The organism is Neolewinella aurantiaca (genome assembly GCF_008014675.1).
GTDB lineage: Bacteria > Bacteroidota > Bacteroidia > Chitinophagales > Saprospiraceae > Neolewinella > Neolewinella aurantiaca.
Genome location: NZ_VOXD01000008.1, coordinates 1 through 25,053 on the forward strand (window position 1 = coordinate 1; position 25,053 = coordinate 25,053).

The window sequence follows — 25,053 nt, forward strand, 5'->3', positions numbered from 1 at the left end:
TCCAAAAAGCCTTATCATGTGTATCTTATCAGGCGGTACACGACTGGGAAACCCAGTACGTCTGCGAAAATCGATACGGGTTGGTCCGCCGTATGAATCGGGAGCTAAAATCAGCGGCGGCTTGAAGCTAACAGACGGAACACCCTAGTACTAGTAGTGCTCAATATTTTTTGTAGGGCAGTCCAATCGGAGGATCTATCATCAGTAGCCGTTCTACAAATTGTCACGCAGCCATGACTCGTGCCACCTATATGCAAACGAAATCCGTTTCTCGGTTTACCTTGATGATTAGTCACGCCGGGCACATCATATTGATCATTTTGTGGGGTTCCATCTTGAGCGTCAATTCTGAACCAATCATCATGAGAAGGATTTGTATTTCCTCCATTTTCCAAAATGTCAAATGTTCCGTTCGGGATTTCAACTTCGGCTAAGTTACGATTTGTCTCGAAATTTCCATCAGTCTGGTTTACTCCTCCTCCGGAAAATACATTTTCTATCACTAAAACTTGATTATGAGTTAGGTTGCCATTGGCATCTCTAGCACCACCATGAACATAATCGGCCGCTGAGACATATTTAGTCGACAAGTTCGGATCGAAATGATCTAGGTCAACAACGCTAAGTGTAGCATTTGTCTTATTGTAGGAAATGATAACGTCTTCTGGCGCCATCCCATCCGGATCAACCAACCTAACCGGATTCCCCAACACATAGTTATAAGAACTCCACCCTGGGAACTCCCCCGCCAACGCATCCACCCCCAAAAACCGCCCAATCTCAGAATCATACAACCGCGCTCCCCGGTTATCGTACCCCGTATCCTTATCCCGCTCGTGGTGGGTGGAGAGGTAGCGGTTTTGGTTGCAGGCCTTGTATTCGCGCAGGATTTTACCGTAGGGGTAATAGTCGGCGGCGTAGTCGATTTGGATGGCGCCCGCGCCGTCGGCGCGGAAGGTAAGGCCGGTGATGATGAAGGGGCGGAGCGGTTTCACAGGGCTACAAGATAAGGCGATTGGCGAGAACAGTCATTGGCCGGGGCATCTGGGCGCGGACGCAGGTTCCGACCCCGATCACCTTCGGGGTGCAAGGGGAAGATGGCTGAAAATAATATCCATTACCCAGAGGGAAGCCTATTAGCCCGCAAAGACAAGAAGCTTTCTCAGACTCAACTGGCAAAGCAACTCAGCACCTCCATTTTCGTCATCAGTCGCTACGAGCGTGGCGAGATGACACCGTCCATTGACAACGCTAAAAAACTAGCCGGTTTACTTGATACCACCGTAGGCTATCTACTCGGCGAGACCTCCGATCGCGATTTACTGAAAGACCCCGCCATGCTACGTCGACTTATCGCCATTAGTGAGCTGCCGGAAAAGGAGCGCGATCATGTTCTGTATAACCTTGACGCTGTAATTCGGGACTACAAAACTAGGATGGCGTACGCTGCTGGCTAACGTAACTTTACCTTAGGTAGCATTAAATTGGCCCATTCCGTTTGTAGCGATCTATGTAATATTGTATAGCTGCAACATCAGCTGAGTCTATTCGCTCAAGCCTATAAGTCGGCCAGCCACCATGATTTTCAGACTCTTCAAGCAATATGCTTTTCAAGTCAAAACTCATCTTGTAGAAGCCGCTAGTATCAAGTATTCTATTCGGTGCATGGCAATCCGAGCATAGCCAAAAGAATAGGTCCGAACCCAATAAAAGCTCTTCTCCGGTGTTCGAGACCTTCGACTTGTATATCTCCAAATTCGTTATTTCTACATCAACGACCTGACTATCAAGCGATACGTATTTGTATCCGTTTTCCGATTCTATCCAATGACTATATTCTGGTTTCTCAACACTGTCTGAGGAAGAGCTATTCCGGCAAGAAAGAAAACACAGAAAAAACAGCAACACAGTTACAAGACAAGTTCTCATACTAACGCTTTTTGTAATCTGCCTTTACTGATTTCAGAAAATCACGCAAATCTGTTTGACTGGATAGTTTCGAGGGGTCTGTTTGATTCACAGAACCAACTCGCGTCTTACCCTCTTTTCCCATTAATAAACCGCCAACTATTTGCCTCCTCTCCGCAAAGGACACATTTTTACCATTTCCTGTTGTCGGGTGCATTAGCGAACCTGATTTTGATAAATGCTCTAACCCTAGGTTATGACCCAGCTCATGTGCGGTCACAGTTTTACTTCCACTAATGTATTTAGATTCTACAGCAGCTATATGACCACCTAATTGGGCAATACCGGCCGGATTTCCTTCGCCCTTACCTTGATCTGAAATTGCATCTACAACAGCTAAGACGTGGTCAGACTCGCCTATATCGTCGATGCTCGAAGCAACTTCAAAGTCAAAGGTGACATTTAACTCAAAATTTGTGCGATCTGATCCGCCGCCAGCAGCAGCGGTCCTTCCATTGAATGTTTCTATGCCACTAATACGCTTTGCATAATCTTGAATCTGGGAGTCTGACAGACTACCCGAACTAAGATTTATCACCTTTCCAGTAACCGTTACATCTAAGACTATTGTACCATCGTCTCTGGTGGACTGATTCACAATGATGTCTTGCCCACTCCGACCATCCGGATCAATAAACCGCAACGGGTTATTGTAAGCATAATGGTACGGGCTCTGATCCGGGAACTCCCCCGCCAACGGATCAACCCCCAAAAACCGCCCAATCTCAGAATCATACAACCGCGCCCCCCGGTTATCGTACCCCGTATCCTTATCCCGCTCGTGGTGGGTAGAGAGGTAGCGGTTTTGGTTGCAGGCCTTGTATTCACGCAGGATTTTCCCGTAGGGGTAGTAGTCGGCGGCGTAGGTGATTTGGATGGCGCCCGCGCCGTCGGCGCGGAAGGTTAGGCCGGTGATGATAAAGGGGCGGAGCGGTTTCACAGGGCTACAAGATAAGGCGATTGGCGAGAACAGTCATTTGCCGGGGCATCTGGGCGCGGACGCAGGTTCCGACCCCGATCACCTTCGGGGTGCAAGGGAAAGATGGCGCAGATCAATAGTCGCTAGTCGACAAGTGCTGAGGCATCTGCGGGTCAGCTATTCATTGGGTTTGATACAACTATTTCGATCTCTTTTTCCGTTGTACAATTTTCTCAACGTCACCGTTCTTACCCAAATAATGAATAGGGCCCAAAATTTCATCTTCGCAGTAAAAGTAGGTGTCCGGAGTACCATCTCTACGATATGTTTGCCATAGTCCGTGAGCTAAGCCATTCTCGTAATGCTCAACTATGGTTAAGCGGCCTTTAACATAACGGGAGACAGAACCGCTAAGAATACCATTTACATAATTACTGACTCTAGACAACCTCCCCTTAGTATCGTATTGATATTCAAGGCCGTGCTTTCTTCCTTTCAGATAATTGCCTTTTTCAATAATAAATGGCTTATTTGTGTACTTATAGCGAATGGTGTAGGCACCATTGAGCTGGCCATCCACATATCTTGATTCTCTTAAAATGAATGTCTCTCCGTATTCTTCGACGCAATCGCCTTGCTTCAAACCATTACCATCTAAATAGCAATCTTGAGACCAAAGAACGCTGAAAAATAGACAGAAAAACAGCAGAGTACTTATTGTTTTATTTATCATAAGTTAATTATTGTTAACACCATCGACCACTCTAGTTGATCTTACAATTTCTAAATATGAAAAACTAAGGTTAAGCCGATACCTGGAATCCTGGGCAGGTGCATTCGGTGATCTACTCACGGTGATGTCTATAGAGCCACCTGTTACTGTCCCAGAGAAAGAGCCGGAATAAGTTACTTGTCCATCAAGTGAAGGCCCATTATTAAGGCCAAAATCACCAGTCATCAAAGTCTCTCCACCACCACCTTGACTTACAGTCAATCTATCTGGAAGATTATCTCCATCAAATGAAACATCAAACTGGCCTGTGCTAATTTGAGCAGAACTTAAACCGTCAGGCGCGCCAAATGTTGTCGTTTCTTCAAACCCAAGATTTGGTACGGCAGATGATGCGCTATTACCATCCACAAATGAACCTATTTTGGCTTTCGACTTGGCAAACTCAATAGTGACATTTATGTTACCGCGTTGTCCAGTGGGTGCAGTTCTTCCCATTCTACCGCTAGTTGAAGACCGACTACCTCCCCACATCCACTTTCTCTTTCCATACTTCTTAGCTAATCGATTAGCCTCAGGCCCTAACACAGACCTAGCATCATCTAATGTCAATGAGTTATTGCTTTTCACGGCATCCGCCCACATTGCTTCCAAGGGTTCTCTAACCTTTTCTCGGAATTTGCGGTTAGCTCTTTGCCGTCTTCTCTCTTTTTTATCGGAATTCCCCCCATTACTTGGCATTCTCCCATCTGGATCGATCAGACTAATCGGATTCCCCAACACATAATTATAAGGGCTATGCCCAGGGAAAGAACTAGCCAACGGATCCACCCCCAAAAACCGCCCAATCTCAGAATCATAAAGTCGCGCCCCCCGGTTATCGTAACCCGTATCCTTATCCCGCTCGTGGTGGGTGGAGAGGTAGCGGTTTTGGTTGCAGGCCTTGTATTCGCGCAGAATTTTACCGTAGGGGTAGTAGTCGGCGGCGTAGTCGATTGGGATGTCGCCCGCGCCGTCGGCGCGAAAGGTTAGGCCGGTGATGATGAAGGGGCGGAGCGGTTTCACAGGGCTACAAGATAAGGCGATTGGCGAGAACAGTCATTGGCCGAGGGCATCTGGGCGCGGACGCAGGTTCCGACCCCGATCACCTTCGGGGTGCAAGGGAAAGATGGCGCAAATCAATAGCAGCTAGTCGACAAGTGCTGAGGTCTCTGCGGGTAGCTATTCATTGGGGGAGACAAAGAGCGCAAACATGTGCTTTTTGCGCTCGATGCGATGATTCGGGATGTGAAGTTGAGGGAACTGACGGCGGAATGAAGGGCATACTTTTATAGAACATTCCCATTTTATTCGTACAAATCGTCTACATACAAATATATAGACCATAAACAACATGTTACTGCCAAAACATTGTCATAATTGTAAATAGCAACAAGTATTGAGAACAAAGCCATTAGTGGAAGCGGACGAAGCAAACTGGAAGGTTGCTTTAGTACAGCTCGAACATTAATAGATATCCCGACTAATATACTAAAAACAAGCCCCCCATTAATTATTGGCAAGACATTATAATCTACCTTAAAGAACATATGCATGCCAATAACAAGAAGTGACACCCACTGCACAACTCGAGAAATAACACGCAACATATTACCTTTTAAATTTACCATCATGATCGTAGTATGTTGTACCCCCTCTTTGGTTTGATTTAGTAACTGTGGATTGTTGACGTTGAGGTGAAGTAGCCTGCAATGTACCACCAGCTGCCAAAGCAACGCCACTCAACACTTTTACGCCCAATGTAAACCCTCCTACACTAGCAGCGTAAGCTGCCGTAGACATATTACTTCTATTTTGTTCTTGAGCTTGCTGCCCTGAGAATACATAGTTGAAATTTCGGTTAGGTTCAGCATCGAAACTCTGTTGTTTCCCGAATGAAACCGCCTCTCCAACAGTTCTCCGAAGATCAACACTACCATTTGTAACAGCAGCATCTCCGCACGATGTACTACAACTAGACTCCTTACGAGTAACTCCATCAATTACTGTCGTTTGAGTTTCAACATCGGTTGTAGCATTTGTCACTACTCCATCATCTGCTACATCAACATAAGAGGACTCTGTAGTAACTACTATCTCTTTTTTGGTGCTCCCAAAAAACTCTGTTTGGGTTTTGGTAGTTGTTTTATTATATATTCTAACTCCATTATTTGGCAGAGCAGTAGAAGTTGTTGTAGAGTACCAATCTGTTCGAACTTTTTTTGGTGGATCGTCAGGCCCAGTAGCCATTTTCCCATCCGGATCAACCAATCTCACCGGATTCCCCATCACATAATTATACGGTGACCATGCTGGGAACTCACTAGCCAACGGATCAACCCCCAAAAACCGCCCAATCTCAGAATCATAAAGTCGCGCCCCCCGGTTATCGTAACCCGTATCCTTGTCCCGCTCGTGGTGGGTGGAGAGGTAGCGGTTTTGGTTGCAGGCCTTGTACTCGCGGAGGATTTTACCGTAGGGGTAGTAATCGGCGGCGTAGTCGATTTGGATGGCGTCCGCGCCGTCGGCGCGGAAGGTAAGGCCGGTGATGATGAAGGGGCGGAGCGGTTTCACAGGGCTACAAGATAAGGCGATTGGCGAGAACAGTCATTGGCCGAGGGCATCTGGGCGCGGACGCAGGTTCCGACCCCGATCACCTTCGGGGTGCAAGGGAAATATGCCTGAAAATAATATCCATCACCCAGAGGGAGGCCTATTAGCCCGCAAAGACAAGAAGCTTTCTCAGACTCAACTGGCAAAGCAACTCAGCACCTCCATTTTCGTCATCAGTCGCTACGAGCGTGGCGAGATGAAGCCGTCTATTGACGTTGTCGTCAAGTTGGCGGAAGTCCTCGAAGTATCTATTGATTATCTAGTAGGTAAAGTCGATACCGCACTCGACGCGGACACACTTAGCAAGGTACGAGCGATTTCCGATCTATCTGATGATGATCGTTCTTTCGTGCTACGGGCGATGGATGGGCTTATCAGAGACTTAAAAAAATCAGCGGGCTTACGCCATCACATAAACGGATCGGCTCAACGAATTCCGGAAAGTGGCTACTATTTACAAGGCATATTTGTCAAATAAGACAGATGTGGCTCCCCCTTATTTACCCATACAAAATAGTTTGACAGATCAAGTTGACTTGCGTTAGCTATTTGATAACGAGTAAAGACATCTCCGTTATATTCAAATGTGTATCGAATGAGTTCCGGGGAATTATTTCCGACAATTTGAAACCCTTGCTGGCATATCTTGCTATAAGCTGTTGTGTCAAATACTGGTGAGGTAAAGTCAATTGAACTAACCTCTGGATTTAAAGGATCGTAAATAACTTTATAAGTTTCATCATTAAAAAGCCCCCTCGGGGAATAGCGTTGTGCGTTTTTATATGTAACGCCATTTACTACGTATGAATAGCTTAATCCTTTATATTCTATTGCTACTCGCCCGATAGTGGCAAGGCCTGATTTTTGAAGATAATCCATTTTCTGCTTACCGCTAGATAGCTGGTAGTATCCTATACAGACAACTAACATAATGGTTCCAAACAAGGCCAGACAACTTTGGTTATTTTTCATCTTTACCTATTGCTTGATTGAACATTGCCTTTGCTTTATTAGTGACGGGCTCTTTCATTGTATCGGCGAATATTCCAGTTGCACTAGTCATAGTTTCTGCATTGGCAGATTGTAATCCCTGTATCTTCCCTTCACGAGCAACTGCTTGCGTATGATTATTTGATCCGGGTCTAAACTTCTTGATTTTGTTAGCAGCGCTCCTTGCTGTAGACCTAAGCCCTGCATTTACGGCGTCTCCTAATTTTGCTCCAGCAGCATCTGAGACTTTGCCAGTTAAGAGACTAATCGAGGCCTCTACTGCCACATCACTTGCCGCCTTGGAACCATTAGCTAGTGACTCAACTTTGATTTCCCCGTCACTGAATGTTACATCAGTACTTGCCTTAGCTAATTCGTCAGTTACGACAAGTGCTACTTTAGCAATCCTAGCTACTTTAACTGTTGCAGTAAGTGTACTAATTCCACCAGTCAATGCCCCGGTAATAGTGGATTGCGCGACATCATAATAGTCTATATCTAAAATAGGTTTACCTGTTGCTAAATTTGTCGTCATCTGAGAAATGATCTCAACTCCTCCACCTACAAGAGCTCCAAGACACCATGGACACTCCCCATCAGGATCAGTAAGGCTCACTGGATTTCCCCAAACATACTGATAAGGCGACATCATTATCTGGTTCGGATGATCCGCCAACGGATCCACCCCCAAAAACCGCCCAATCTCAGAATCATAAAGTCGCGCCCCCCGGTTATCGTAACCCGTATCCTTGTCCCGCTCGTGGTGGGTGGAGAGGTAGCGGTTTTGGTTGCAGGCCTTGTACTCGCGGAGGATTTTACCGTAGGGGTAGTAATCGGCGGCGTAGTCGATTTGGATGGCGTCCGCGCCGTCGGCGCGGAAGGTAAGGCCGGTGATGATGAAGGGGCGGAGCGGTTTCACAGGGCTACAAGATAAGGCGATTGGCGAGAACAGTCATTGGCCGAGGGCATCTGGGCGCGGACGCAGGTTCCGACCCCGATCACCTTCGGGGTGCAAGGGAAAGATGGCTGAAAATAATATCCATTACCCAGAGGAAAGTCTATTAGCCCGCAAATAAAAGAAGCTTTCCCAGTCCGCTCTCGCGAAAAAGGTGAACCTGGCCAACATCCAGATCAGCCGCTACGAATAGCAAAAATCCAAGCCCTCCCCCGACGTCGTCCGCCGCCTTGCCGACGCCCTCGGCACAACCGCCGATTTTCTGATGAACGGAGACAGCCAGACCGTCGCCGCCGGTAAGATTATTGACCGGGACTTACTGGAACTATTCGCTGCCGTTGAAAAACTCGACGTTTCGGATCAGACTATGTGGTTAAGACTTTTATTGATGCGCTGGTTACTAAACGGAGGGTGCAGGAGTTAGCTTAACCGATTTGATTTTTCATTGACATTCACATTGTGCCGCTTTTTTAACCCTCTTTGTCACATTGCTTGAAGAAAAGTAGTCAGTAGCATACTCCCATAAGAAATCTGTTTTATATTCTGCCCTCATTTTTGAAGGGAGATCGAATATTTTTATATGTAAGTATGCTTGCTGAAAAACATCTATTTTTGTTTTAAAGCTATACGGCTTGTTTCTTATAAAGCCATCCACCAACCTCCACGATTTAAAACTTATGAGAGCATTAGAGTCTGGCGGCATTAGCATGATGCTTTCATACATACTTTCGCCCCCCACTACTTCTCCGATCCTATAAGCTACCTTGAGGGTATCGTATAAATGAGTAGAATCAGGTGATGGAAAAACTATTTCAAAGTCTGATATATTACTTTCAACACAACCATTTCTTTCTATAACAACGTTTAAGCGAGATTGAGCTGATGCGTCTACAGAAGATAGCAAGCACTCCAAAATTATAAAAACAAAAACACGTCTCATGTTAAATGATTTATCATGCGATTAAAAACCAGCTTCTAGCTTTATTCTATTCTTTAGGATTTGCTGCATAGCAGACTTAGTAAGCGTTCCCTGAGGCTTTACTTCTCCTCTACCATAAAACGCTGCTCCCAGCTTAGGTTGTGATATACCCGAAGAAGTCTTTGATGCATTTCCTAGCCTACCTACAATGATGTTTTGTAGGAAATTTGGAAACGCGTCTTGGTCGGCTTCGCCAGCAGGCTTTTGCCCCGTAAGTGATGGTTTTAAAGCGCTGTAACTTCTTACTCCACCTCCAGGATCTTCAGTTGCGTTCAAACCATGAGAATGTATGCTGACTCCATTAACACCACTTCTTCCAGGAACAGTCGCACTTTCTTGAGCCCCACGTTCTCCAGTGCTTATTACTCCTCCTTCAACTAATGAAGCTTCTTCATAATCTCCACCGTTGTTTTCTGTTCGATATAAGACTTGTGCCGCAGCTCGAATATTCGTAGCTGTCGTTTTGATTTTGGCACCGCTAATTAATTGCTCAGTAGTGACATCTCCATTTGCAAGTTTTTGCTGAATTTTGCTTGCGGAACCATCTACAACAGCAACATGATCAGGTGTTGAATCATCAACTCTAGCAATCAGGACTCCATCTTTATCAACAATATCAGTATCAACACTTCGCCCGTCAGGATCAGTATTAGATATCGGATTCCCTAAAACGTAATTATAAGGGGAAAACGGCGCGTACATACCCGCCAACGCATCCACACCCAAAAACCGCCCGATCTCAGAATCATAAAGTCGAGCTCCCCGGTTATCGTACCCCGTGTCCTTATCCCGCTCGTGGTGGGTGGAGAGGTAGCGGTTTTGGTTGCAGGCCTTGTATTCGCGGAGGATTTTCCCGTAGGGGTAGTAGTCGGCGGCGGCGGAAGCGTTCTTCCGTAAGCGGAAGGTAGGCTTTTCCGGAGGAAATACAAATGGTTAAAGCTTCAGGACGTGTGTATCCGCGCATTAAATTTCAATGAGGTTACCCCACAATGTTTGTCCGGTTTGAGCGCAAGTTGATTTTAAATTACTGAGGCGAGTTGATGAGCGCGCAAACCAGATTGTCGCTCACCCCCCTCCCTGCCTCCCCACATCGCTACGTTGGGGAGGAGTAATCGCGACAATCTGATTTGCGCCCGTTGATGTACCTGCATTAATCTCCCCCTCCAACTGCCAGATTTAGTTGACACCTATTGAACAAGTTCAAGTATTTACCGGAATTTCCGTCTGACCTTTACCCTTGAACACAGCAAACAATGATCAACAAACGGACCATGACGAACTGCTTCACCCTTCTCCTCAGTAACGGGCTGTTAGTACTGACGCTTCTGATGACAGGTACAAGTGTCTGCGCCCAAAACGCTTACGACATCACCCAGGAAGAGGCCCTGGAAGCCATGATGGCGGCCAAAAAACATGCGGAGGATACCGATGTGCTCGTAAATATCGCCGTCGTTGATGCGGGTGCGAACCTGAAAGCATTTGTGCGTATGGATGGTTCCTACCTGGGAAGTATCGATGTAGCCATCAAGAAAGCCAAAACTTCGCGGTATTTCGACATAGACTCAGGTGAACTGGGAACCCTGACCCAGCCCGGAGGGATCATCTACAACATCGAGCACTCTAACGGCGGGCTTATGACTTTTCCCGGAGGGGTCCCCATCAAAGACAAAGAAGGAAATATCATTGGAGCGATAGGTGTCAGCGGAGGCACCATTGAACAAGACAGGGAGATTGCTACAGCGGGCGCTGCGGCGCTTATCGATTAAACGCCTCTTTCACCCAAACCAAAGGTTTTGGATCATAATTTATACTACTGAACTTTTTTGGTTCCCTCTCCGCTGAGCTTTAGGCGAGCACGAAGTACTGCGAAGCAAACCTTGCTGGAAAGGACGGAGGGTGAGGTGGAAAATCAAAAATGTCCAGTAGTATGGTCATAATTACAAAAATTCAAATTTAATCATGCCATTCATCAAATATATCGTACTGTTCGGGTTAGTGTTTTTCTCTCAGGTCTGTTGGTCGCAGTCTTCAGATGAGTTGATGCTGTATCGCCAGGATTTCAAAGGTTTATCGGCCAACAATACGGTTACTGTAACCAGTTACGACAAAAACGATTCCCATTTCGTCTACGTAGGAGGCTTCAAAGGCATTGATGTTTTCAGCTTAAATGAAGATGGCCAGCTAACGGAGTTAAGCAGCCATGAACTGTACAAAGAAGAAGGACCGGCCAGGGGCATGGTTGCCGACAACATCAACGGAACAGACTTCCTTTTCGTAGCCAATAAGCACGGAGACGCTATCGAGACATTTGAAATCCTTAGCAACGGGTCGCTCAAACGAGCGTCCCTGACCCTCGACACCGACGAAACTCACCTGGGCACCGCCATTACCCTTCAGGTCGTTCACATGGACAAAGCCTCCTATCTGTTTATCGGAGGCTTGGAAGAAACTCCGGGCCTGAGCAGTTTCAAAATTGAGGACGACGGCAAACTAACCCACGTCCAGTCAATGCCGGACACGGAAGAAATTCACACCGATGGCATCATCGGGATGCACACCGCCAAAATCGATAACACAACCTATCTGTATACGGGAGGATTCCAGGACAATGGTGTCAGTAGCTTCCGTATCAAAGAGAACGGCAAATTCAAGCATGTCAACAGCATTAGCGACAACACCACCGATCGGTACCTCACCGGTGCCTATCCCGTAACGGGAGTAACCCTGGGCGACAACCACTACGTAATTGTAGGCCACCGCCATCATAAGTACTACAAAAGAGGGAACTTCATCAAAAGAAAAAACTTCATCTACCACGGCGATGCTGTCAGTGTTTTCAAAGTCGACGAAAAAGGCGCCCTCGTCCCGCACTCCGTGCTGAAGGACGACAAAACGACCAAACTATCCGGGCAAACCCGGATCGAGGTTGTTTCCGTAAGCGCCAATAAAGCCATTCTTGCCGTAGGCACCAGGGATGACGCAAGCATCCAGCTTTGCGAACTCAACGAAGCTGGCGTTCTTAGCCCGGTCAATTACCTCGAAACCGGATTCTCGATCTATTACGGCCTGAGGTCACACCAAATCGGGGACAAACACTTCCTGATTGCAGGCTCCAATCAGTTTGATCTGAGAAAAGTAGTCTCCTATGAAGTAGCTCCCGCAATCGACCGCAAGGAGAAAGTACTACGGCACATCGTAAACCTCAGGTATAAAGACGAAGCTTCTGCCGCAGAAGTCGATGCCGCAGTAGCGATGTTTGTCGACCTCAAAGATAAAATCCCGGGAATTACCGACATTGAATGGGGCGTGAACGACAGCACCGAAGGAGCCAGCAAAGGGTTCACCCATTCCTTCGTCCTGACGTTTAAGGACGAACACGCGCGAGAAATTTATCTTTTTCATAAAGCGCATTTAGACCTGGTAAGCAAAATAGGGCCTATCATCGCGGATGTTTTCGTGATGGACTACTGGACAAAAGCCGAATAGTGGTTCCGTCCGGCATCACTTCATTCAATAACCCAAACAGAAATGAGCAATTTAACAGGAAAGAAAGCGATAATTACTGGTGGCAGCAGAGGTCTCGGAAAAGCTACCGCTCTGGCATTGGCCAAAGAAGGCATCGATGTCGCCATCACGGGCCGAAACGAAGAAAAGCTGAAAGAAACCGTTGCTGAACTCGAAAAAACCGGTGTTAAGGCGATCTATTCCGTATTCGATGTTGGAAACTACGAAGAAGTAAAAACCGCCATCAAGGATATCGTGGACCGGCTCGGATCAGTTGACATTTTGGTGAATAACGCCGGAATAGCTGCGGTAGGCTCCTTCAACGAAATGGAAGTAAGTCTTTGGAGCCAGATCATTCAAACGAACGTCATGGGGATGTACTACGTCACCAAAGAGGTACTACCCTACCTGCTCGAAAAAAACGAAGGAGATATCATCAATGTCTCTTCTACCGCAGGGCTGAACGGCAACGCAAACGTATCGGCCTACTCAGCTTCCAAATTTGCGGTGATCGGGATGTCCGAATCACTCATGAAAGAGGTTCGTAAGAACAACATCAGGGTCAACACCCTGACGCCGAGCACCATCGAATCGGACATGACCATTGAGCTTGGCTTCACGAATGAAGGCTCCCAGGACAGCGTCCTGCAGCCAGAAGATTTTGCGGACCTGATCCTCGCCGGCCTGAAACTCCCACGAAGAGCGATGCTCAAAGGTGCCGCCTTATGGTCTACAAATCCGTAGTAACCTGCGGGCTAATCAGTCCGGGTAGCGAGACTACCCTGCTTTAAACGCGACTATTCCCCTACCCCGGCACTGCGCCATTGTCCGCCGTGTACCGCAAAATCAGCGGGAGGCCCTCTCCCCTCGCCCGGGTGATCTCCCGTTTCCAGGCAGCCCGCAGGGTTTGCAACACATTTGCATGCTCCGGCGCATCGATCAGGTTGTGGATTTCCCCGGGGTCTTCCGCCAGGTGGTAGAGTTCCTCGTAGACCGGTTGCTCGCCGCGCAGCGGCGACTCTACGTAATCCCGGTAAACAGCAATCCCCGGATCATGAACGGGGTACAGCATGAGGTTGGGGTTTATGCCCAGCTCTTTAGCCGTGGAGATAAGCTTACTGGCCGGGAAGGTCGAGTTACGGTAATACCGGATGTATTTCCACTCTTTGTTCTGTACCGCTTCGCAGCGCGGGTTGCCGAACTTGGTCGACCAAAGGTTTTCGGTAAACAGATACTCCCGCACCGCTTCCTGCTTCCCCGCGAGAAGTGGGCCGAGGTCTTCCCCCTGGAAACTTGCCGGAAGCGGCACACCCGCCCGGGTAAGAATGGTTGGTGCAATGTCGATTGACTGCACCAGGGCTATGCTCCTTTTACCCCGCTTCCTTTTGGGTTGCTCAGGATCGAAGATGATGAGCGGCACGTGGGTCGTCTCCTCGTAGCAAAGGGCTTTCCCGCCCAGCCCCTGCTCGCCGTGAAACAGACCGTGGTCGGAGGTGAAGATCAGTACGGTATTTTTGGCCAGACCGGCCTTCGTCAGGGCCGCTCGCAGGTTCCCCACCAGCCGGTCGATGCCCGTCATGGCCTGGTATTCCCGAATCAATTGCTCGCGGTTGGTCTCCGGCGAATCGACGTAGTCGTAGCCCGCCTGGCGGTCCTCGGCCCTGAGGAGATTAGCGGGCAGCTTGGGTTGGTCAATGTCTTGCTTTGCAACATAGTAGGCAGGCAGGGGAATGTCCTGATCGCGGTAAAGGGTACGGTAGATCTCATCGTCAGTATCGCGCATTTGCATCGAGCGGGTCCCCGCTCCGTGGGGTAAGTTGAGGTTGATGGAGAGGAGAAAAGGCTGGTCTTTGGGCCGGGCATCAAGAAAATGCAGCGCGCCCTCCAGCTTACGTTCGTTGGTCATCAGGAAATCATCGATGCCTTCGCTAACGATTTCCAGTTGCGTATCGACTTTAGCGTTCTTAAAAATCTTATGCCTTTCTTTGGGGTAAAACCCCAGGTGACCGTGCCCGGCGTACCAGTAATCGAAACTCTTTTCCATCAGCCCGCTACCGTAGCCCCCCTCACCGATGGGCGCGTGGTTTTTGCCGATCCAGCCGGTGTAGTAACCGGCCTGGCGCATCACTACGGGATAGGAATTGGCCCAGGCTTCCGGCGCTACGCTGGTACCCGAATTGAAATTAACGTTGTGCCGCCGCTCGTGCTGGCTCAACAGAATACTGATCCGGCTCGGGGTACAGATTGCGCTGGTCACGTGCGCGTTGTCGAACAGGATGCCGTCTTTGGCGAGCCGGTCGATGTTTGGCGTTTGCACGGTTTCATTCCCCGTACAGCCCAGGTAACCGTACGACTGATCGTCGGTCAGGATGAAGACGAAATTGGGGCGGGATTGGGCCACCAGACTACCGGCAAACAGACTCAGGTATAACGCTACGATTACTAGTCGATACATAGTTGAATTGATTTTCATTTCGAATAATTTACGGGCGCAGACGCGGGTGCAAGGGGAAGGTTGAAGGAGCAAGCTTTTTTTCAGCGCCACGCCATCCGATGATAAAAATTACTTTACTCCCTCATCCTATCCGGGCCCGTGGCCCGGCGCCGTTGTGCCTCCCATCGACGCTCGGCCTTAAGCGACCCTTCGATGTGGGGGTCTTCCCAGCCGGGGTCGATATTTTGGCGGTCCCAATCAGCATAGACAGCCTTCAGGCGCTGAACGATATCGGGTTCAGCCGCGGCAAGGTCTTTTTGTTCCCGGGGGTCATCAGCAAGGTTAAAAAGCATTGTTCTACCCTTGCGGGTATTCTCGATGAGTTTATAGTCGCCGTCCCTCACGGCGGACTCCCAGCCGCCAACGGCGCGCCAGAACAGGACGTCGTGCGGAGCCGACGATTTCTGACCACGGAGGTAGGGGCCGAGGTTTTGCCCGTCGAGGTGGGAAAAAGCGGTAGCTTCCCCTCCCGCGGCCTCCACTAAAGTGGGGAAGAGGTCCAGAGCGGAGACTACTTCGGGATAAGTCTTTCCCATTGGCAGCCCCGCCGGCCAGGTGATGAAGAACGGCACTTTGATGCCGCCCTCGAAGAGCATTCCTTTATAGCCCCGGAAGGGTCCGTTGTCGGCATACTGCCCCCGGCCACCGTTGTCGCTAAGGAAGACGATGATGGTGTTTTCCTTGAGGCCGTTGGCGATCAGGGCCGAATCGATGCGCCCAACACCGTGGTCTACCGCGTTGACCATGGCGGCGTAGACGCTGCGGCCACCGTATTCGATGTGCTTCGTCCGTTCGAGGTATTTCGCCGGCGCGTGGTCGGGTGCGTGAGGAGCGTTGTAGGCGAGGTAGACGAAGAATGGAGACCTCGTCTGCCGGTCGGTGATGAACGAGATCGTTTCATCGGTGAAATCATCCGTCAGATAGCTAAGGTTCTCCGGCGCGACGGGAGTACCATTACGGTAGATCGTCCGGAGCTCGTCGGTTTGGTCGCCCCAGTAATTCATGGCTCCGCCGGGGAACCCGAACCAGTGATCAAAACCCTGCGCGGGCGGGTGCAACGCGGGGTGGTCGCCCACGTGCCATTTACCGATAGCGGCCGTGCGGTAGCCCTGTTTTTTCAGTGCTTCAGAGATCATTGTTTCTGACAGCGGCGTACCAACGGTTTCATCGTTGTTGCCATGGTAGGGCATATTGCAGTCGTGGCCGAAGCGGGCCTGGTAGCGCCCGGTCAACAGGCCAGCCCGCGACGGGCTGCAGTACGGATGAGAGACATAACCATTGGAAAGGATGGTGCCCTGGCCGGCAAGCCGGTCGAGATGTGGCGTCGGAATGTCGGTGCTGCCGTTGAACCCGACGTCCGCCCAGCCCTGGTCGTCGGTCAGGACGAGGATGATGTTGGGCGGATCTTCAGGTTGTATAATAACGGAGACGCCAGTCTGCCGGGACAGGCAGGATGCTGCCGTGAGAATGATTAGCGTCAGGCTTAAAAATCGGCTCATTGGAATTTAATTTACGATTATTTCCAGGTGTATTCTCCCGTGCGCATCATAACTTTCATTGCACCTGCGGCCGCGCCCGGACCACATGTTCTTTCTGGCGCGGCCGCAGGTGCAATGGAAAAGTTGGAGGAGCAAAACGAAGAAATCCCCCTCCTTCGGAGAATACCTCCCCGGATCACAAAAGCAAATATGGATGTACCACCAGTTCCGGACTGTTACTGTTGGTTATTTCCGAACAACTACCGGTTTTTCACAGCATTTTGCCCCGCCAGTACGGTCGGTAATCTCTCCTGAACCGATACCTTGACCATCAGCTTCTAAAATCTGACGATCATGAAAACTTCTCTCTTTTCGCTTGTGCTCTTTTTTGCGTCGTTGACTTCATACATAAGTGCGCAAACATCCCTGCCCAACGTAGTGCTGGTGCTGGCCGATGATGTTGGCCCCGGCGACCTTTCCGCCTACCGCCGCCTGCTTGGCCAGGAGGTTATTCTGGAAACCCCGAACCTCGATCAGCTGATGGCGAACGGCACCTCTTTTTCCGACGCTCACTCTCCGAATGCGCTCTGTGCTCCCTCCCGCTACGCCATCATGACGGGCAACAACACTTACCACAGTTACGCGCCTTGGGGCGTTTGGGGTGCCTATCAGGAAAGCCCGCTCAAACCAACCGACATGACGCTCGGCAAGCTGATGCAGCAGGCTGGCTACCAAACGGCCTTCCTCGGCAAATGGCACATCGGCGGCGATTACTACCGCAAAGGAACCACCGAAATCTACCGCCAGGGAGACCGCTCTAAGCCGGAATTGGACGTAGACATCCGCCGTATCGTCGGCAACGGGCCCACGGACCACGGCTTCGATTACAGCCTCGTATTCCCGGCCGGCATCCAGGATGTTCCCTACGCCGTCTACGAAAACGACACTTGGATGCCGCTGTACCCAGGCTCGGAAATCACAGAGGTCACCCAGTCGAAGCTGAACCGCTTCGGCTTCAAAATCGACAAAATGGAGGGCATGGGAGACTCCAACTGGAACGCTTACGATATGGGCCCACTGCTGGTCAATAAAGCAGTCAACTACATCCGGGAAGCCCGCACGGACCAACCGCTGTTCATGTACTATTGCAGCCAGGCGGTTCACCTGCCGCACACTCCCGCGATGCTCCTCGACGGCCAGAAGGTGCGGGGCACAACCCCCAGCAGCCACATGGATATGGTAAAAGAACTGGACGTTCAGGTCGGGATGCTCGTAGCCGCCCTGAAGGAGAAGGGCGAATACGACAACACTCTCTTCATCTTCACTTCCGACAACGGCGGGCTGCTCCGCAAGGAGAGCATCGACGCCGGTCATAACTCGCCCGGTATTTACCGGGGCGGCAAGAACCAAAGCTTCGAGGGCGGCCACCGGGTTCCGTTCATTGCCTCCTGGCCGGGCAAAATCCCTACCGGAACCGTTGCGCCCGAACTCGTATCGGGCACCGACATCATGGCCACCCTGGCCGCGATTACCCAACAGGAACTGGCCCCGCACCAGGCGATGGATTCTTACAATTTTCTCCGCCTGATGCTCGGCCAGCCGGACGCTCCCTCCCGCGAATACCTGATGATTCAGAGCGGAACCGACCGCAAGGTTATCTTCCGCGACGGGAAGTGGAAACTCATCATGCAGTCCGATAAAGCCGGGGAAAAGTTCACGCCCGTCTCCCTGTTCGACCTTCAGGACAACGTAGCAGAAGTTCCGGCAGGCGACCTGATCGGGCAGGCGAAGTACAGCGGCAGGGTGAAGGATATGTTGGGTAGATACACCGCCATCCGGCACGGAAAGCTGAGAACCGACGGTGGCAGAGCAGGGGATTAGTCCCGGAGTTATCCTTCTCTATTTCATACCGCCGGACCGAACTACGGAATAGCCGTCTTCACGATACTGCTGCAGAAGCGTACTCATTTCGGTGATCCTTTCCGGGTGCTCACCGTAGAGGTTGACGCGCTGCTCCGGGTCATCTTTCATATTGAAGAGTATTCCTTCGGTATCGAAATCAGTGTAGCCGGTCAGTTTTTTGAATCCTTCAGGGAGCTTCCGGTGCCCTCCGGAGGAACTGTTGATGTAGAGCCAGTCTCCCTTCCTGATGCCCCATTTCGAGTTGTACGTATTATGAACGGTCGCTTCCCTGAGCGGGGATGAATACTCAGTGCCCAGTACCACGGGAGAGAAGTCGTAGCTATCCGGCGAGGCCTTTGCCGGCAGGGTCGTTCCGGTTAGGTTTGCCAGCGTGGCCATGATGTCTACCTGCGAGATCAGTTCGTCAGAAACAGCGCCCGCTTCGATTTCCCCCGGCCATTTGATGATAAAAGGCACATGGTGCCCTCCTTCCCAGACGTCGCGTTTCAGCCCCCGGAAATTGCCCATGCTGAAGTGACCGTACTTCTCGGCGCGTTCCCATGCGTAAGACTCGGTGCCGTTATCGGCGCTGAACACGATGATGGTATTCTCTTCCAGTCCTTTTTCCTTCAGTGCCTTCAGCACCTGCCCTGCTACCCAGTCGGTTTGTACAACGAAGTCACCATAAGCACCTGCCTGCGATTTCTGGTCGAATTCGTCGTTCGGGATGATGGGGGCGTGCGGCGAGGGCAAAGCGAAGTAGAGAAAGAAGGGTTTGTCTTCTTCCTGCTGGTCAATCCATTCAACCGTTTTCCGGGTGAGGGTTGGCAGCACCTCGTACGGGTTCCATCCTTTCACCCTCGGGCCGGGACGAAACTCCCACCGTCCTTCCTTGGTCGTGAAACCGATATTTTCGGTGGTCATTTCTTCGGTGGGCGCTTCGAGTACCCGGTCGTTCTCAATCCAGGCATACGGAGGGAAATTGATGGTACCATCTCCGAAGTAGTAATCGAAACCACGGTCCAGCGGGCCTCCGGCGAGGGGCTTGCTCCAGTCGATGTCATCTGAATGCACTATCCGGCGGACCTTGCCGTTCGGGCCCAGAACGGCAGTGGTGTCTTCTGCAATTTCCCAATCCCAACCCAGGTGCCACTTCCCGATACAAGCTGTACGGTAACCATTACTTTTCAGCACCTGGGGCAGGGTGATGTCCGAATCCTGGAAAAAAGGTTTACCGAATGAATTGACGATGCCGTGTTGTCTGCGCCAGTGGTAGCTTCCCGTGAGCAGCGCAAAACGGCTGGGGGAGCAAATTCCGGACGAGCTGTGCGCGTCGGTGAAGCGCATGCCTTCGGCAGCGAGCTGGTCCAGGTTGTCCGTAGGAATCTTTGATGCCTGGTTCTGGCAGTTCAGGTCTCCGTACCCCATATCATCAGCGTAGATGATTACAATATTCGGTGGTTGCCCGCTGCTTTCGGTGCAGCTCTGCAGCGCAATAGCGCATAGTATTGTCGTAAAAATGACCGATGCTTTCATACCCTTTATTTACCTATTAAGAGGCCTAACAGAACAGCAAGGTAATCAAATTAGCCAGTTATGGGACAATGACGGACCGGAGAAAGCTAAACTCAGCGGCAGGCGGAACAATAGCGCGTTACCCTCCCCCCGAAGCGTCGGGCAGGCAGGCCGACGAAATCATCCAATGGTGAGCTTTCCGGAGGCGCATTGCTTAAAACCGCCCTGGCACCTGCGGCCGCGCCCGGTCGTTATGCGATTTCAGGGCGCAAACGCAGGTGCAAAATCTGGTTTGAGGGAACAAGCTCTTATTCCTGGTCTACCCGTAGTATTTCCTCGTTCACTTTTTTTGCGGCAACGGAATAAAAGTATTTGATCTCTTTCCCCTCCCCTACGGCTATCTTGTAATTGCCTGCGTGGCGTACGCGTGGCTGGTAAGCATTGCCTTTGATGCGAAGAGATGAGATCACCTCACTGGTGTAATTGTCCAGCACGGTCACGACCTGTTCCGGCTCAGAAAAAGTAAGCGTTGGCAAGAAGAAACCATCCCGGATTTCGAAATTATCAGTTTGCCCGAAGGTTACCGGCCAGCCGGGATAAGGTTTGCTCCCCGGGGCGAACATATCCACTCCGCGTGGCCAACATTCGTAGGTGGTCTCTCTTCGTTGTTTGTTGAAACGAATGATGCCGTACCCTGCGGCCCGGCCGTGGAGAGGATCGCTTTTTTCGGAGTTGTCTTTATTGGTGGGGTTCGCCACGGCGTGCACGGTCATTTTGTTGTGAAAGGCATCCTCGTATTCCCCCGTGTACTGAGGAGCTCCGGGCCGACGGTTTTTGCCCGGCTCATCGGGCAGCCACCACCTCATCCAGAAATTGGCTACGGCCGGGACGGCAAATGAGTAGCCGGCATCATTCCATTCTTCAACGCCGTGATGAACGACAGAGCCGAGGTGCTGATCACCGGCGATCATACAGGCGTAACTTTTGCGGATGACAGAGAGCGCCTTGTTTCTGCCCGTCTGGGGCCAGCCGTTGGAGTCGTGGCTGTACTTATTCCTCCTTTCGAGGGTTGGTGAGTGGGTAGAAAGATTGGCAAAGATCGTTGCGGAGAGCACCGCTTTCATCTCCGCATCTTCCCAGTCGGTGGTCCAGTCTTCCAGAAAGTCCAACTGACGCTTGCCCAGGAGCTGAGCCCCGGGTACGTCCATGTCCCGTGTGTCCGGGTAAGATTTTTTCGTCAGTACCCCTTTCGGGCCGGATTTGAATTTCCGGTCCTCGATGATAGCAAAGCTGATGCCACCCCACTTCAGGTCGGTGTAGTACACCCCGATGCCTTGTTTGATTGGTGTAGGATCGTAAGGATCGGGAAGGTGGCTGGTCTGCGCCCGTTCTACTTCCCGGATATACTCGACGGGCATATAGTAACCACCCTTGTTCCCGTCGCGGGTATCAGTTTTGTTACCGCCGTTCCCCCAAAGGTTACCCTGACCAATATCGTGGTCGTCGGGGATGGTGACGGTGGGTGTATTGCGGATGAGGTCGCCAAATGCCTCCCCGAATTTCAGCCAGTTGCCAAGGTGGTTACTATGGTCGTAGACCTGGTCTCCTGCAAAAAACAACAGGTCTGGTTGCAGGCGTTCCAGGTTATTGACAATGTCGTCCATTGGTAAGTCGCTGCCATGTTCGATCACATTGGACCAGCAGGAAAAGGCCGCTACGATAATTTCCTCTTTTTGTACCGGGTTTTTACGAATGATGCCTTCGTAAAAAGCCTTGTCGGCGTAAACGACCCGGTAAAGCTTTTCCAGTTCTTCGTCCCAATCCTCAACTCTGAACTGAGCCGTGTACCCCGGATAGTTGATTCGTGCTTCCTGAACGGTTTCCCATTCTCCACCATCCAAAATCTGGAGGCTGGCGGAAAACGGTTCGTAGTTCCTGACCGGATAAAACTGAGCGGTGAGCTTCAGGGTGCTTTCGTGCACCGTATACAGCGCAAAGCAAATTTTGCTCTGCGCCTTTCCTTTTGCGGACAACGGGGAGCTTCCCTGCTCCTGAGCATACGTCGATGTGAAGCACATACAGATGAGCAGCAGAAGACAAATCACCCGTTTACGGCCGAAAAAGTGGCCTTGAACACAGAAATTGAAGTAGTGCATGTTGCTTTTGTTTTTTCGTTCTACGTGCTCTCGTTTCTCGGTTACGGAGCAGTATCCACCATTCTGCCAAAAGGCAGAATGGATCAGCCTCCGCTCAGAGGCCGGATGTAAGTGTAGTACACGCCGTAGTGTTCGCCTCCTTCGATGAAGTCGTTTACCAGCAGGGTTTTACCGGTAGTTAGTCGCACGCGAAACACGACTGCTTCCTCGTTTCCCTTTACGTCCTTTTCCAGAATCTGATTGGCTATACTGATCCGTACCCTTTCCGGCTTTACCGGCTGATATTGGTAAAGGTTTTTGGGGTTTTCTGCGGGGATTCCCCAGGTCGGGCCCGGGCATTCTTTGGGCCACCGCCGGCAGGCGATTTCGTACCATCCTTCGCGCTCGACTTCGATGGCGTGCGTGTTGTTAGAATTTTTCATACCGGCAGCCACCTGATCCGCTTTCCAGATTCCGACATCTTCGCCAATTGCGTGCTGGATGGTAAGTTTGACTTCCTCCTGGGCTTCGTTGCCAATTACGGTGCAGGGCAACTCATCATAGCGGATAACGGCCTGCGCCGCAGCGATAAAGCGGGCGTTATCGGCACGCATTCTTCTCACCAAATCCGGATGCTGAGCGGCGACATCCCGATCCTGGAGGCGGTCTTCCTCCACATCGTAGAGTTCATCTCCGTTCAATAAACGCCACTTTTCGTTCAGGATGGCAGCTTTGTTTACAGCCGCGGGTGGACGCCAGTCCTGGCGATGGTGAACAAACACATTGCGGTCAGGCAGTTCCTGCTTAGCTCCGGTTAGCAGAGGCGAAAAATCCACTCCGTCAACTTTTACACCCTGCGGCAACCGGAATCCGCACAGGCCCGCCAGAGAGGGCATCAGGTCTACATGAGCGGTGAGCTCCCCAACATCGCGACCACCCTCTACCCTGCCGCCGGGCCAACGGATGAAGAAAGGGACACGGTGACCACCTTCGGAGACGGCTCCTTTGCGTCCGCGCAAACCGTGATTGTAGCCAAGTTGGCCGTCTGCGCTGATCCCGCCCCGCGTACCATTGTCCGTCATGAAGATGAGGACGGTATTGTCCAGCAGGTCGCTTTGCTCCAGGAACTGCTCCAGCTTCCTGAAGTTTTCGTCGATGTTGGCGATCATTCCGTAAAAATTCGCGCTGAGAATTTCGCTGCCTTCCAGGTGACGGTAAGGCGCCGCGTATTCATCCGCTACGATCCAGGGATCATGCGGGGCATTGATTGAGAGGTAAACGAAGAAGGGATCATCTCCGTTCCCGGCGATGAACTTCGTCGCCTCTTCAAACCATACATCGGTGCAGTATCCCTTAAAAGATGCAGGCGTATTGTTGACGTAATACACATCATCGAAATAGCTGTTGCCCCAGTGATCAGAAAGCTCCCCCACTCCACCGGCTTTGTGGTGCACGGCCACTTCGAACCCACAATCCGTCGGCCGTACCGGGTAGTTGTCACCGAGGTGCCACTTACCGAAAATGCCGGTCCGGTAGCCATTGTCACGGAACACCTCAGCGAGGGTGGTTGTCCCTTTTGAGAGGGCATCCCGTCCTTTGAAAGTAGCCCACGCTCCGTTATTGATTGGGTACCTTCCGGTCATCAGGGCAGCCCTGGAAGGGGTGCAAAGGGGGCTGACGTGAAAATCGGTCATCCGTACAGCTCTTTCGTAGAAACCATCAATGTTCGGGGTTTTGAGCCAGGGGTTCCCGTTACACCCCAGATCACCACTTCCCTGATCGTCGGTGAGTACGATGATGACGTTGGGTGGCCGGTCGGGGGGGCGTGCAATGCTGGCCGCACATCCGGAAAGCAGAAAACCCGCTACCACCAAAGCCAATCCCCGATAAGAAAAGGAGTATATATTGAAACTACTCATGCAAGATGCTTTTTCAACCTACTCCAGCCTCCAGGTCCGTACCCAGTCGTAGCTGGTGGTCCGTCCTTTTTTGTTTTGTGAGGCGAGAAAGCTGCCCGTGGCGGGCACCGGGTTCCAATCGTAGGTTTCGATGGCCATGTGCAGGAAAGCCGGCATATTGAAACCGATGCTGGGCGTGATGGAGTAGACGTATTTGCCGTCGAGGTAGAACCGCAGCTCATCGGGCGATTTCCACCAGCAACCATAGACGTAGTAGCGCTTCCAGTTCTTTGTTTCCGGGGTCATCTGTCCCTGAATCTGGGTAGGTTCGGGGTTACAGGACGTTTTGCGGTGGATGGCGTTGGAGTGAAAAATCTGGTCCCAGTCCTTCACCCAATCTGCTTTTTCGGGAGAGACGGCGCCCACGCACTCCAGGATATCGAGCTCCTGCTTTTGCTCGCAGTTGTACTTGGACATGAGCCAGAAGGTTGTCGACATTTCCGTGTGGTTGGCTTTGATGCGGGCTTCGTAGTACCAGCCGTGCTGGCCGGGGTTAAGAGCCCGGACGATACCGCCGTAGTACAGGAACGTATCGTTTTTGATGACGCGTGGCTCGTCGAGCACACCAACTTCGACCTGGAGTTTTCCTTTTCTCACCTTGATGTTGTCTTCGAGGAAGAGCCCGGGCGGACGCCCGATCCAGGCCCAGTCGTTGCCCACCGGAGCGGTTTGCCATTTGGTACGGTCGATTTTTCTCCCCGAGAATTCGTCGGACAGTTCGGGGACGGGGCTCCAGCTTTTGTCGGCGGGGGCCGGGTCTTCGCCCGGCGCAAAAGTTGGCTGAGCGGCGGCAGTTATCGATAAAAAGAGGAATGTAAGCAGGAGAGATGATCTGTTCATGGGAATACGGCTGAACCCCGTAGGGTTCGGTTTT

Annotated in this window: 20 protein-coding genes and 1 pseudogene; 6 read left to right on the forward strand and 15 right to left on the reverse strand. The window is 51.0% G+C overall.

All coding sequences use genetic code 11. From position 1 onward, the window contains the following. Positions 1-110: 110 nt before the first annotated feature. On the reverse strand, positions 111-995 hold the full coding sequence (locus tag FUA23_RS06715; protein ID WP_147929963.1) for an RHS repeat-associated core domain-containing protein: 885 nt from the start codon (positions 993-995) through the stop codon (positions 111-113). Positions 996-1,097: 102 nt separating this feature from the next. Between FUA23_RS06715 and FUA23_RS06720 the strand changes: the two genes are divergently transcribed. Beyond that, positions 1,098-1,457, forward strand: coding sequence for a helix-turn-helix domain-containing protein (locus FUA23_RS06720; protein WP_147929964.1), 360 nt, complete (start codon positions 1,098-1,100; stop codon positions 1,455-1,457). Between the two features lie 473 nt (positions 1,458-1,930). Here FUA23_RS06720 and FUA23_RS06725 read toward each other — a convergent pair whose 3' ends face one another. The 4 genes from FUA23_RS06725 to FUA23_RS06740 all read right to left on the reverse strand — a co-directional run bounded on the left by FUA23_RS06725 (position 1,931) and on the right by FUA23_RS06740 (position 6,230). Further along, complete coding sequence (locus tag FUA23_RS06725; protein WP_147929965.1) at positions 1,931-2,908, reverse strand: RHS repeat-associated core domain-containing protein; 978 nt, start codon at positions 2,906-2,908, stop codon at positions 1,931-1,933. 178 nt (positions 2,909-3,086) lie between these two features. Further along, entirely contained in the window at positions 3,087-3,620 is a 534-nt protein-coding gene (locus FUA23_RS06730) for a toxin-antitoxin system YwqK family antitoxin (protein ID WP_147929966.1), read from the reverse strand. 3 nt (positions 3,621-3,623) lie between these two features. Continuing rightward, positions 3,624-4,682, reverse strand: coding sequence for an RHS repeat-associated core domain-containing protein (locus FUA23_RS06735; protein WP_187270916.1), 1,059 nt, complete (start codon positions 4,680-4,682; stop codon positions 3,624-3,626). 585 nt (positions 4,683-5,267) lie between these two features. After that, entirely contained in the window at positions 5,268-6,230 is a 963-nt protein-coding gene (locus FUA23_RS06740; protein ID WP_187270917.1) for an RHS repeat-associated core domain-containing protein, read from the reverse strand. Positions 6,231-6,333: 103 nt separating this feature from the next. Between FUA23_RS06740 and FUA23_RS06745 the strand changes: the two genes are divergently transcribed. Then, entirely contained in the window at positions 6,334-6,747 is a 414-nt protein-coding gene (locus tag FUA23_RS06745) for a helix-turn-helix domain-containing protein (protein WP_187270918.1), read from the forward strand. Here the strand turns inward: FUA23_RS06745 and FUA23_RS06750 are convergent. The 4 genes and pseudogenes from FUA23_RS06750 to FUA23_RS06765 all read right to left on the reverse strand — a co-directional run. After that, positions 6,720-7,241 carry a hypothetical protein gene (locus tag FUA23_RS06750; protein WP_147929970.1) on the reverse strand — a complete coding sequence of 174 codons (522 nt, stop codon included), beginning with the start codon at positions 7,239-7,241 and terminating at the stop codon, positions 6,720-6,722. The two genes, FUA23_RS06745 and FUA23_RS06750, sit on opposite strands and share 28 nt — an antisense overlap. Further along, a complete protein-coding gene (locus FUA23_RS06755) occupies positions 7,231-8,178 on the reverse strand; it encodes an RHS repeat-associated core domain-containing protein (protein WP_187270919.1) in 948 nt (315 codons plus the stop codon). Before FUA23_RS06755 ends, FUA23_RS06750 begins: the two co-directional genes overlap by 11 nt. 478 nt (positions 8,179-8,656) lie before the next feature. Then, positions 8,657-9,154, reverse strand: coding sequence for a hypothetical protein (locus FUA23_RS06760; RefSeq protein ID WP_147929972.1), 498 nt, complete (start codon positions 9,152-9,154; stop codon positions 8,657-8,659). A 21-nt stretch (positions 9,155-9,175) separates the two neighbouring features. Then, positions 9,176-10,048 (reverse strand): annotated as a pseudogene (locus FUA23_RS06765) (RHS repeat-associated core domain-containing protein); the annotation flags it as partial. A gap of 416 nt (positions 10,049-10,464) precedes the next feature. Here FUA23_RS06765 and FUA23_RS06770 point away from each other — a divergent pair. The 3 genes from FUA23_RS06770 (at position 10,465) to FUA23_RS06780 (ending at position 13,441) form a co-directional block, all read left to right on the forward strand. After that, positions 10,465-10,959 (forward strand): GlcG/HbpS family heme-binding protein, encoded by a 495-nt coding sequence (locus tag FUA23_RS06770; RefSeq protein WP_147929974.1) that lies wholly within the window; start codon positions 10,465-10,467, stop codon positions 10,957-10,959. A 193-nt stretch (positions 10,960-11,152) separates the two neighbouring features. Further along, complete coding sequence (locus FUA23_RS06775; RefSeq protein ID WP_187270920.1) at positions 11,153-12,679, forward strand: Dabb family protein; 1,527 nt, start codon at positions 11,153-11,155, stop codon at positions 12,677-12,679. 42 nt (positions 12,680-12,721) lie between these two features. Beyond that, positions 12,722-13,441: a 3-ketoacyl-ACP reductase gene (locus FUA23_RS06780; RefSeq protein ID WP_147929975.1), complete on the forward strand. Its 720-nt coding sequence runs from the start codon at positions 12,722-12,724 to the stop codon at positions 13,439-13,441. A gap of 61 nt (positions 13,442-13,502) precedes the next feature. Here FUA23_RS06780 and FUA23_RS06785 read toward each other — a convergent pair whose 3' ends face one another. Together FUA23_RS06785 and FUA23_RS06790 are read right to left on the reverse strand one after the other, a co-directional pair. Then, a complete protein-coding gene (locus tag FUA23_RS06785; protein ID WP_147929976.1) occupies positions 13,503-15,152 on the reverse strand; it encodes a sulfatase-like hydrolase/transferase in 1,650 nt (549 codons plus the stop codon). Positions 15,153-15,265: 113 nt separating this feature from the next. Beyond that, entirely contained in the window at positions 15,266-16,690 is a 1,425-nt protein-coding gene (locus FUA23_RS06790; protein WP_147929977.1) for a sulfatase-like hydrolase/transferase, read from the reverse strand. A gap of 333 nt (positions 16,691-17,023) precedes the next feature. Between FUA23_RS06790 and FUA23_RS06795 the strand changes: the two genes are divergently transcribed. Continuing rightward, positions 17,024-18,550, forward strand: a complete 1,527-nt coding sequence (locus tag FUA23_RS06795) for a sulfatase family protein (RefSeq protein WP_147929978.1) — start codon at positions 17,024-17,026, stop codon at positions 18,548-18,550. Between the two features lie 18 nt (positions 18,551-18,568). Here FUA23_RS06795 and FUA23_RS06800 read toward each other — a convergent pair whose 3' ends face one another. From FUA23_RS06800 to FUA23_RS06815, 4 genes are all read right to left on the reverse strand, one after another. Next, positions 18,569-20,107, reverse strand: a complete 1,539-nt coding sequence (locus FUA23_RS06800) for a sulfatase family protein (RefSeq protein ID WP_147929979.1) — start codon at positions 20,105-20,107, stop codon at positions 18,569-18,571. 287 nt (positions 20,108-20,394) lie between these two features. Next, the gene (locus FUA23_RS06805) at positions 20,395-22,242 is read right to left on the reverse strand and encodes an alkaline phosphatase D family protein (protein WP_222707001.1); all 1,848 of its coding nucleotides are present in this window, start codon (positions 22,240-22,242) and stop codon (positions 20,395-20,397) included. A gap of 83 nt (positions 22,243-22,325) precedes the next feature. Beyond that, positions 22,326-24,140, reverse strand: a complete 1,815-nt coding sequence (locus FUA23_RS06810; protein WP_147929980.1) for an arylsulfatase — start codon at positions 24,138-24,140, stop codon at positions 22,326-22,328. A gap of 18 nt (positions 24,141-24,158) precedes the next feature. Beyond that, positions 24,159-25,019, reverse strand: coding sequence for a LamG domain-containing protein (locus FUA23_RS06815; RefSeq protein ID WP_147929981.1), 861 nt, complete (start codon positions 25,017-25,019; stop codon positions 24,159-24,161). Between the last annotated feature and the right edge of the window lie 34 nt (positions 25,020-25,053).

Excerpts from the sequence above, each read along its gene's own strand:
- FUA23_RS06800 (WP_147929979.1), bottom strand. The coding sequence starts at position 20,107 with ATGAAAGCATCGGTCATTTTTACGACAATACTATGCGCTATTGCGCTG.
- FUA23_RS06760 (WP_147929972.1), bottom strand. The coding sequence starts at position 9,154 with ATGAGACGTGTTTTTGTTTTTATAATTTTGGAGTGCTTGCTATCTTCT.
- FUA23_RS06795 (WP_147929978.1), top strand. The coding sequence starts at position 17,024 with ATGAAAACTTCTCTCTTTTCGCTTGTGCTCTTTTTTGCGTCGTTGACT.
- FUA23_RS06720 (WP_147929964.1), top strand. The coding sequence starts at position 1,098 with ATGGCTGAAAATAATATCCATTACCCAGAGGGAAGCCTATTAGCCCGC.
- FUA23_RS06775 (WP_187270920.1), top strand. The coding sequence starts at position 11,153 with ATGCCATTCATCAAATATATCGTACTGTTCGGGTTAGTGTTTTTCTCT.
- FUA23_RS06750 (WP_147929970.1), bottom strand. The coding sequence starts at position 7,241 with ATGAAAAATAACCAAAGTTGTCTGGCCTTGTTTGGAACCATTATGTTA.
- FUA23_RS06805 (WP_222707001.1), bottom strand. The coding sequence starts at position 22,242 with ATGCACTACTTCAATTTCTGTGTTCAAGGCCACTTTTTCGGCCGTAAA.
- FUA23_RS06780 (WP_147929975.1), top strand. The coding sequence starts at position 12,722 with ATGAGCAATTTAACAGGAAAGAAAGCGATAATTACTGGTGGCAGCAGA.
- FUA23_RS06785 (WP_147929976.1), bottom strand. The coding sequence starts at position 15,152 with ATGTATCGACTAGTAATCGTAGCGTTATACCTGAGTCTGTTTGCCGGT.
- FUA23_RS06730 (WP_147929966.1), bottom strand. The coding sequence starts at position 3,620 with ATGATAAATAAAACAATAAGTACTCTGCTGTTTTTCTGTCTATTTTTC.
- FUA23_RS06815 (WP_147929981.1), bottom strand. The coding sequence starts at position 25,019 with ATGAACAGATCATCTCTCCTGCTTACATTCCTCTTTTTATCGATAACT.
- FUA23_RS06790 (WP_147929977.1), bottom strand. The coding sequence starts at position 16,690 with ATGAGCCGATTTTTAAGCCTGACGCTAATCATTCTCACGGCAGCATCC.
- FUA23_RS06810 (WP_147929980.1), bottom strand. The coding sequence starts at position 24,140 with ATGAGTAGTTTCAATATATACTCCTTTTCTTATCGGGGATTGGCTTTG.
- FUA23_RS06770 (WP_147929974.1), top strand. The coding sequence starts at position 10,465 with ATGACGAACTGCTTCACCCTTCTCCTCAGTAACGGGCTGTTAGTACTG.
- FUA23_RS06745 (WP_187270918.1), top strand. The coding sequence starts at position 6,334 with ATGCCTGAAAATAATATCCATCACCCAGAGGGAGGCCTATTAGCCCGC.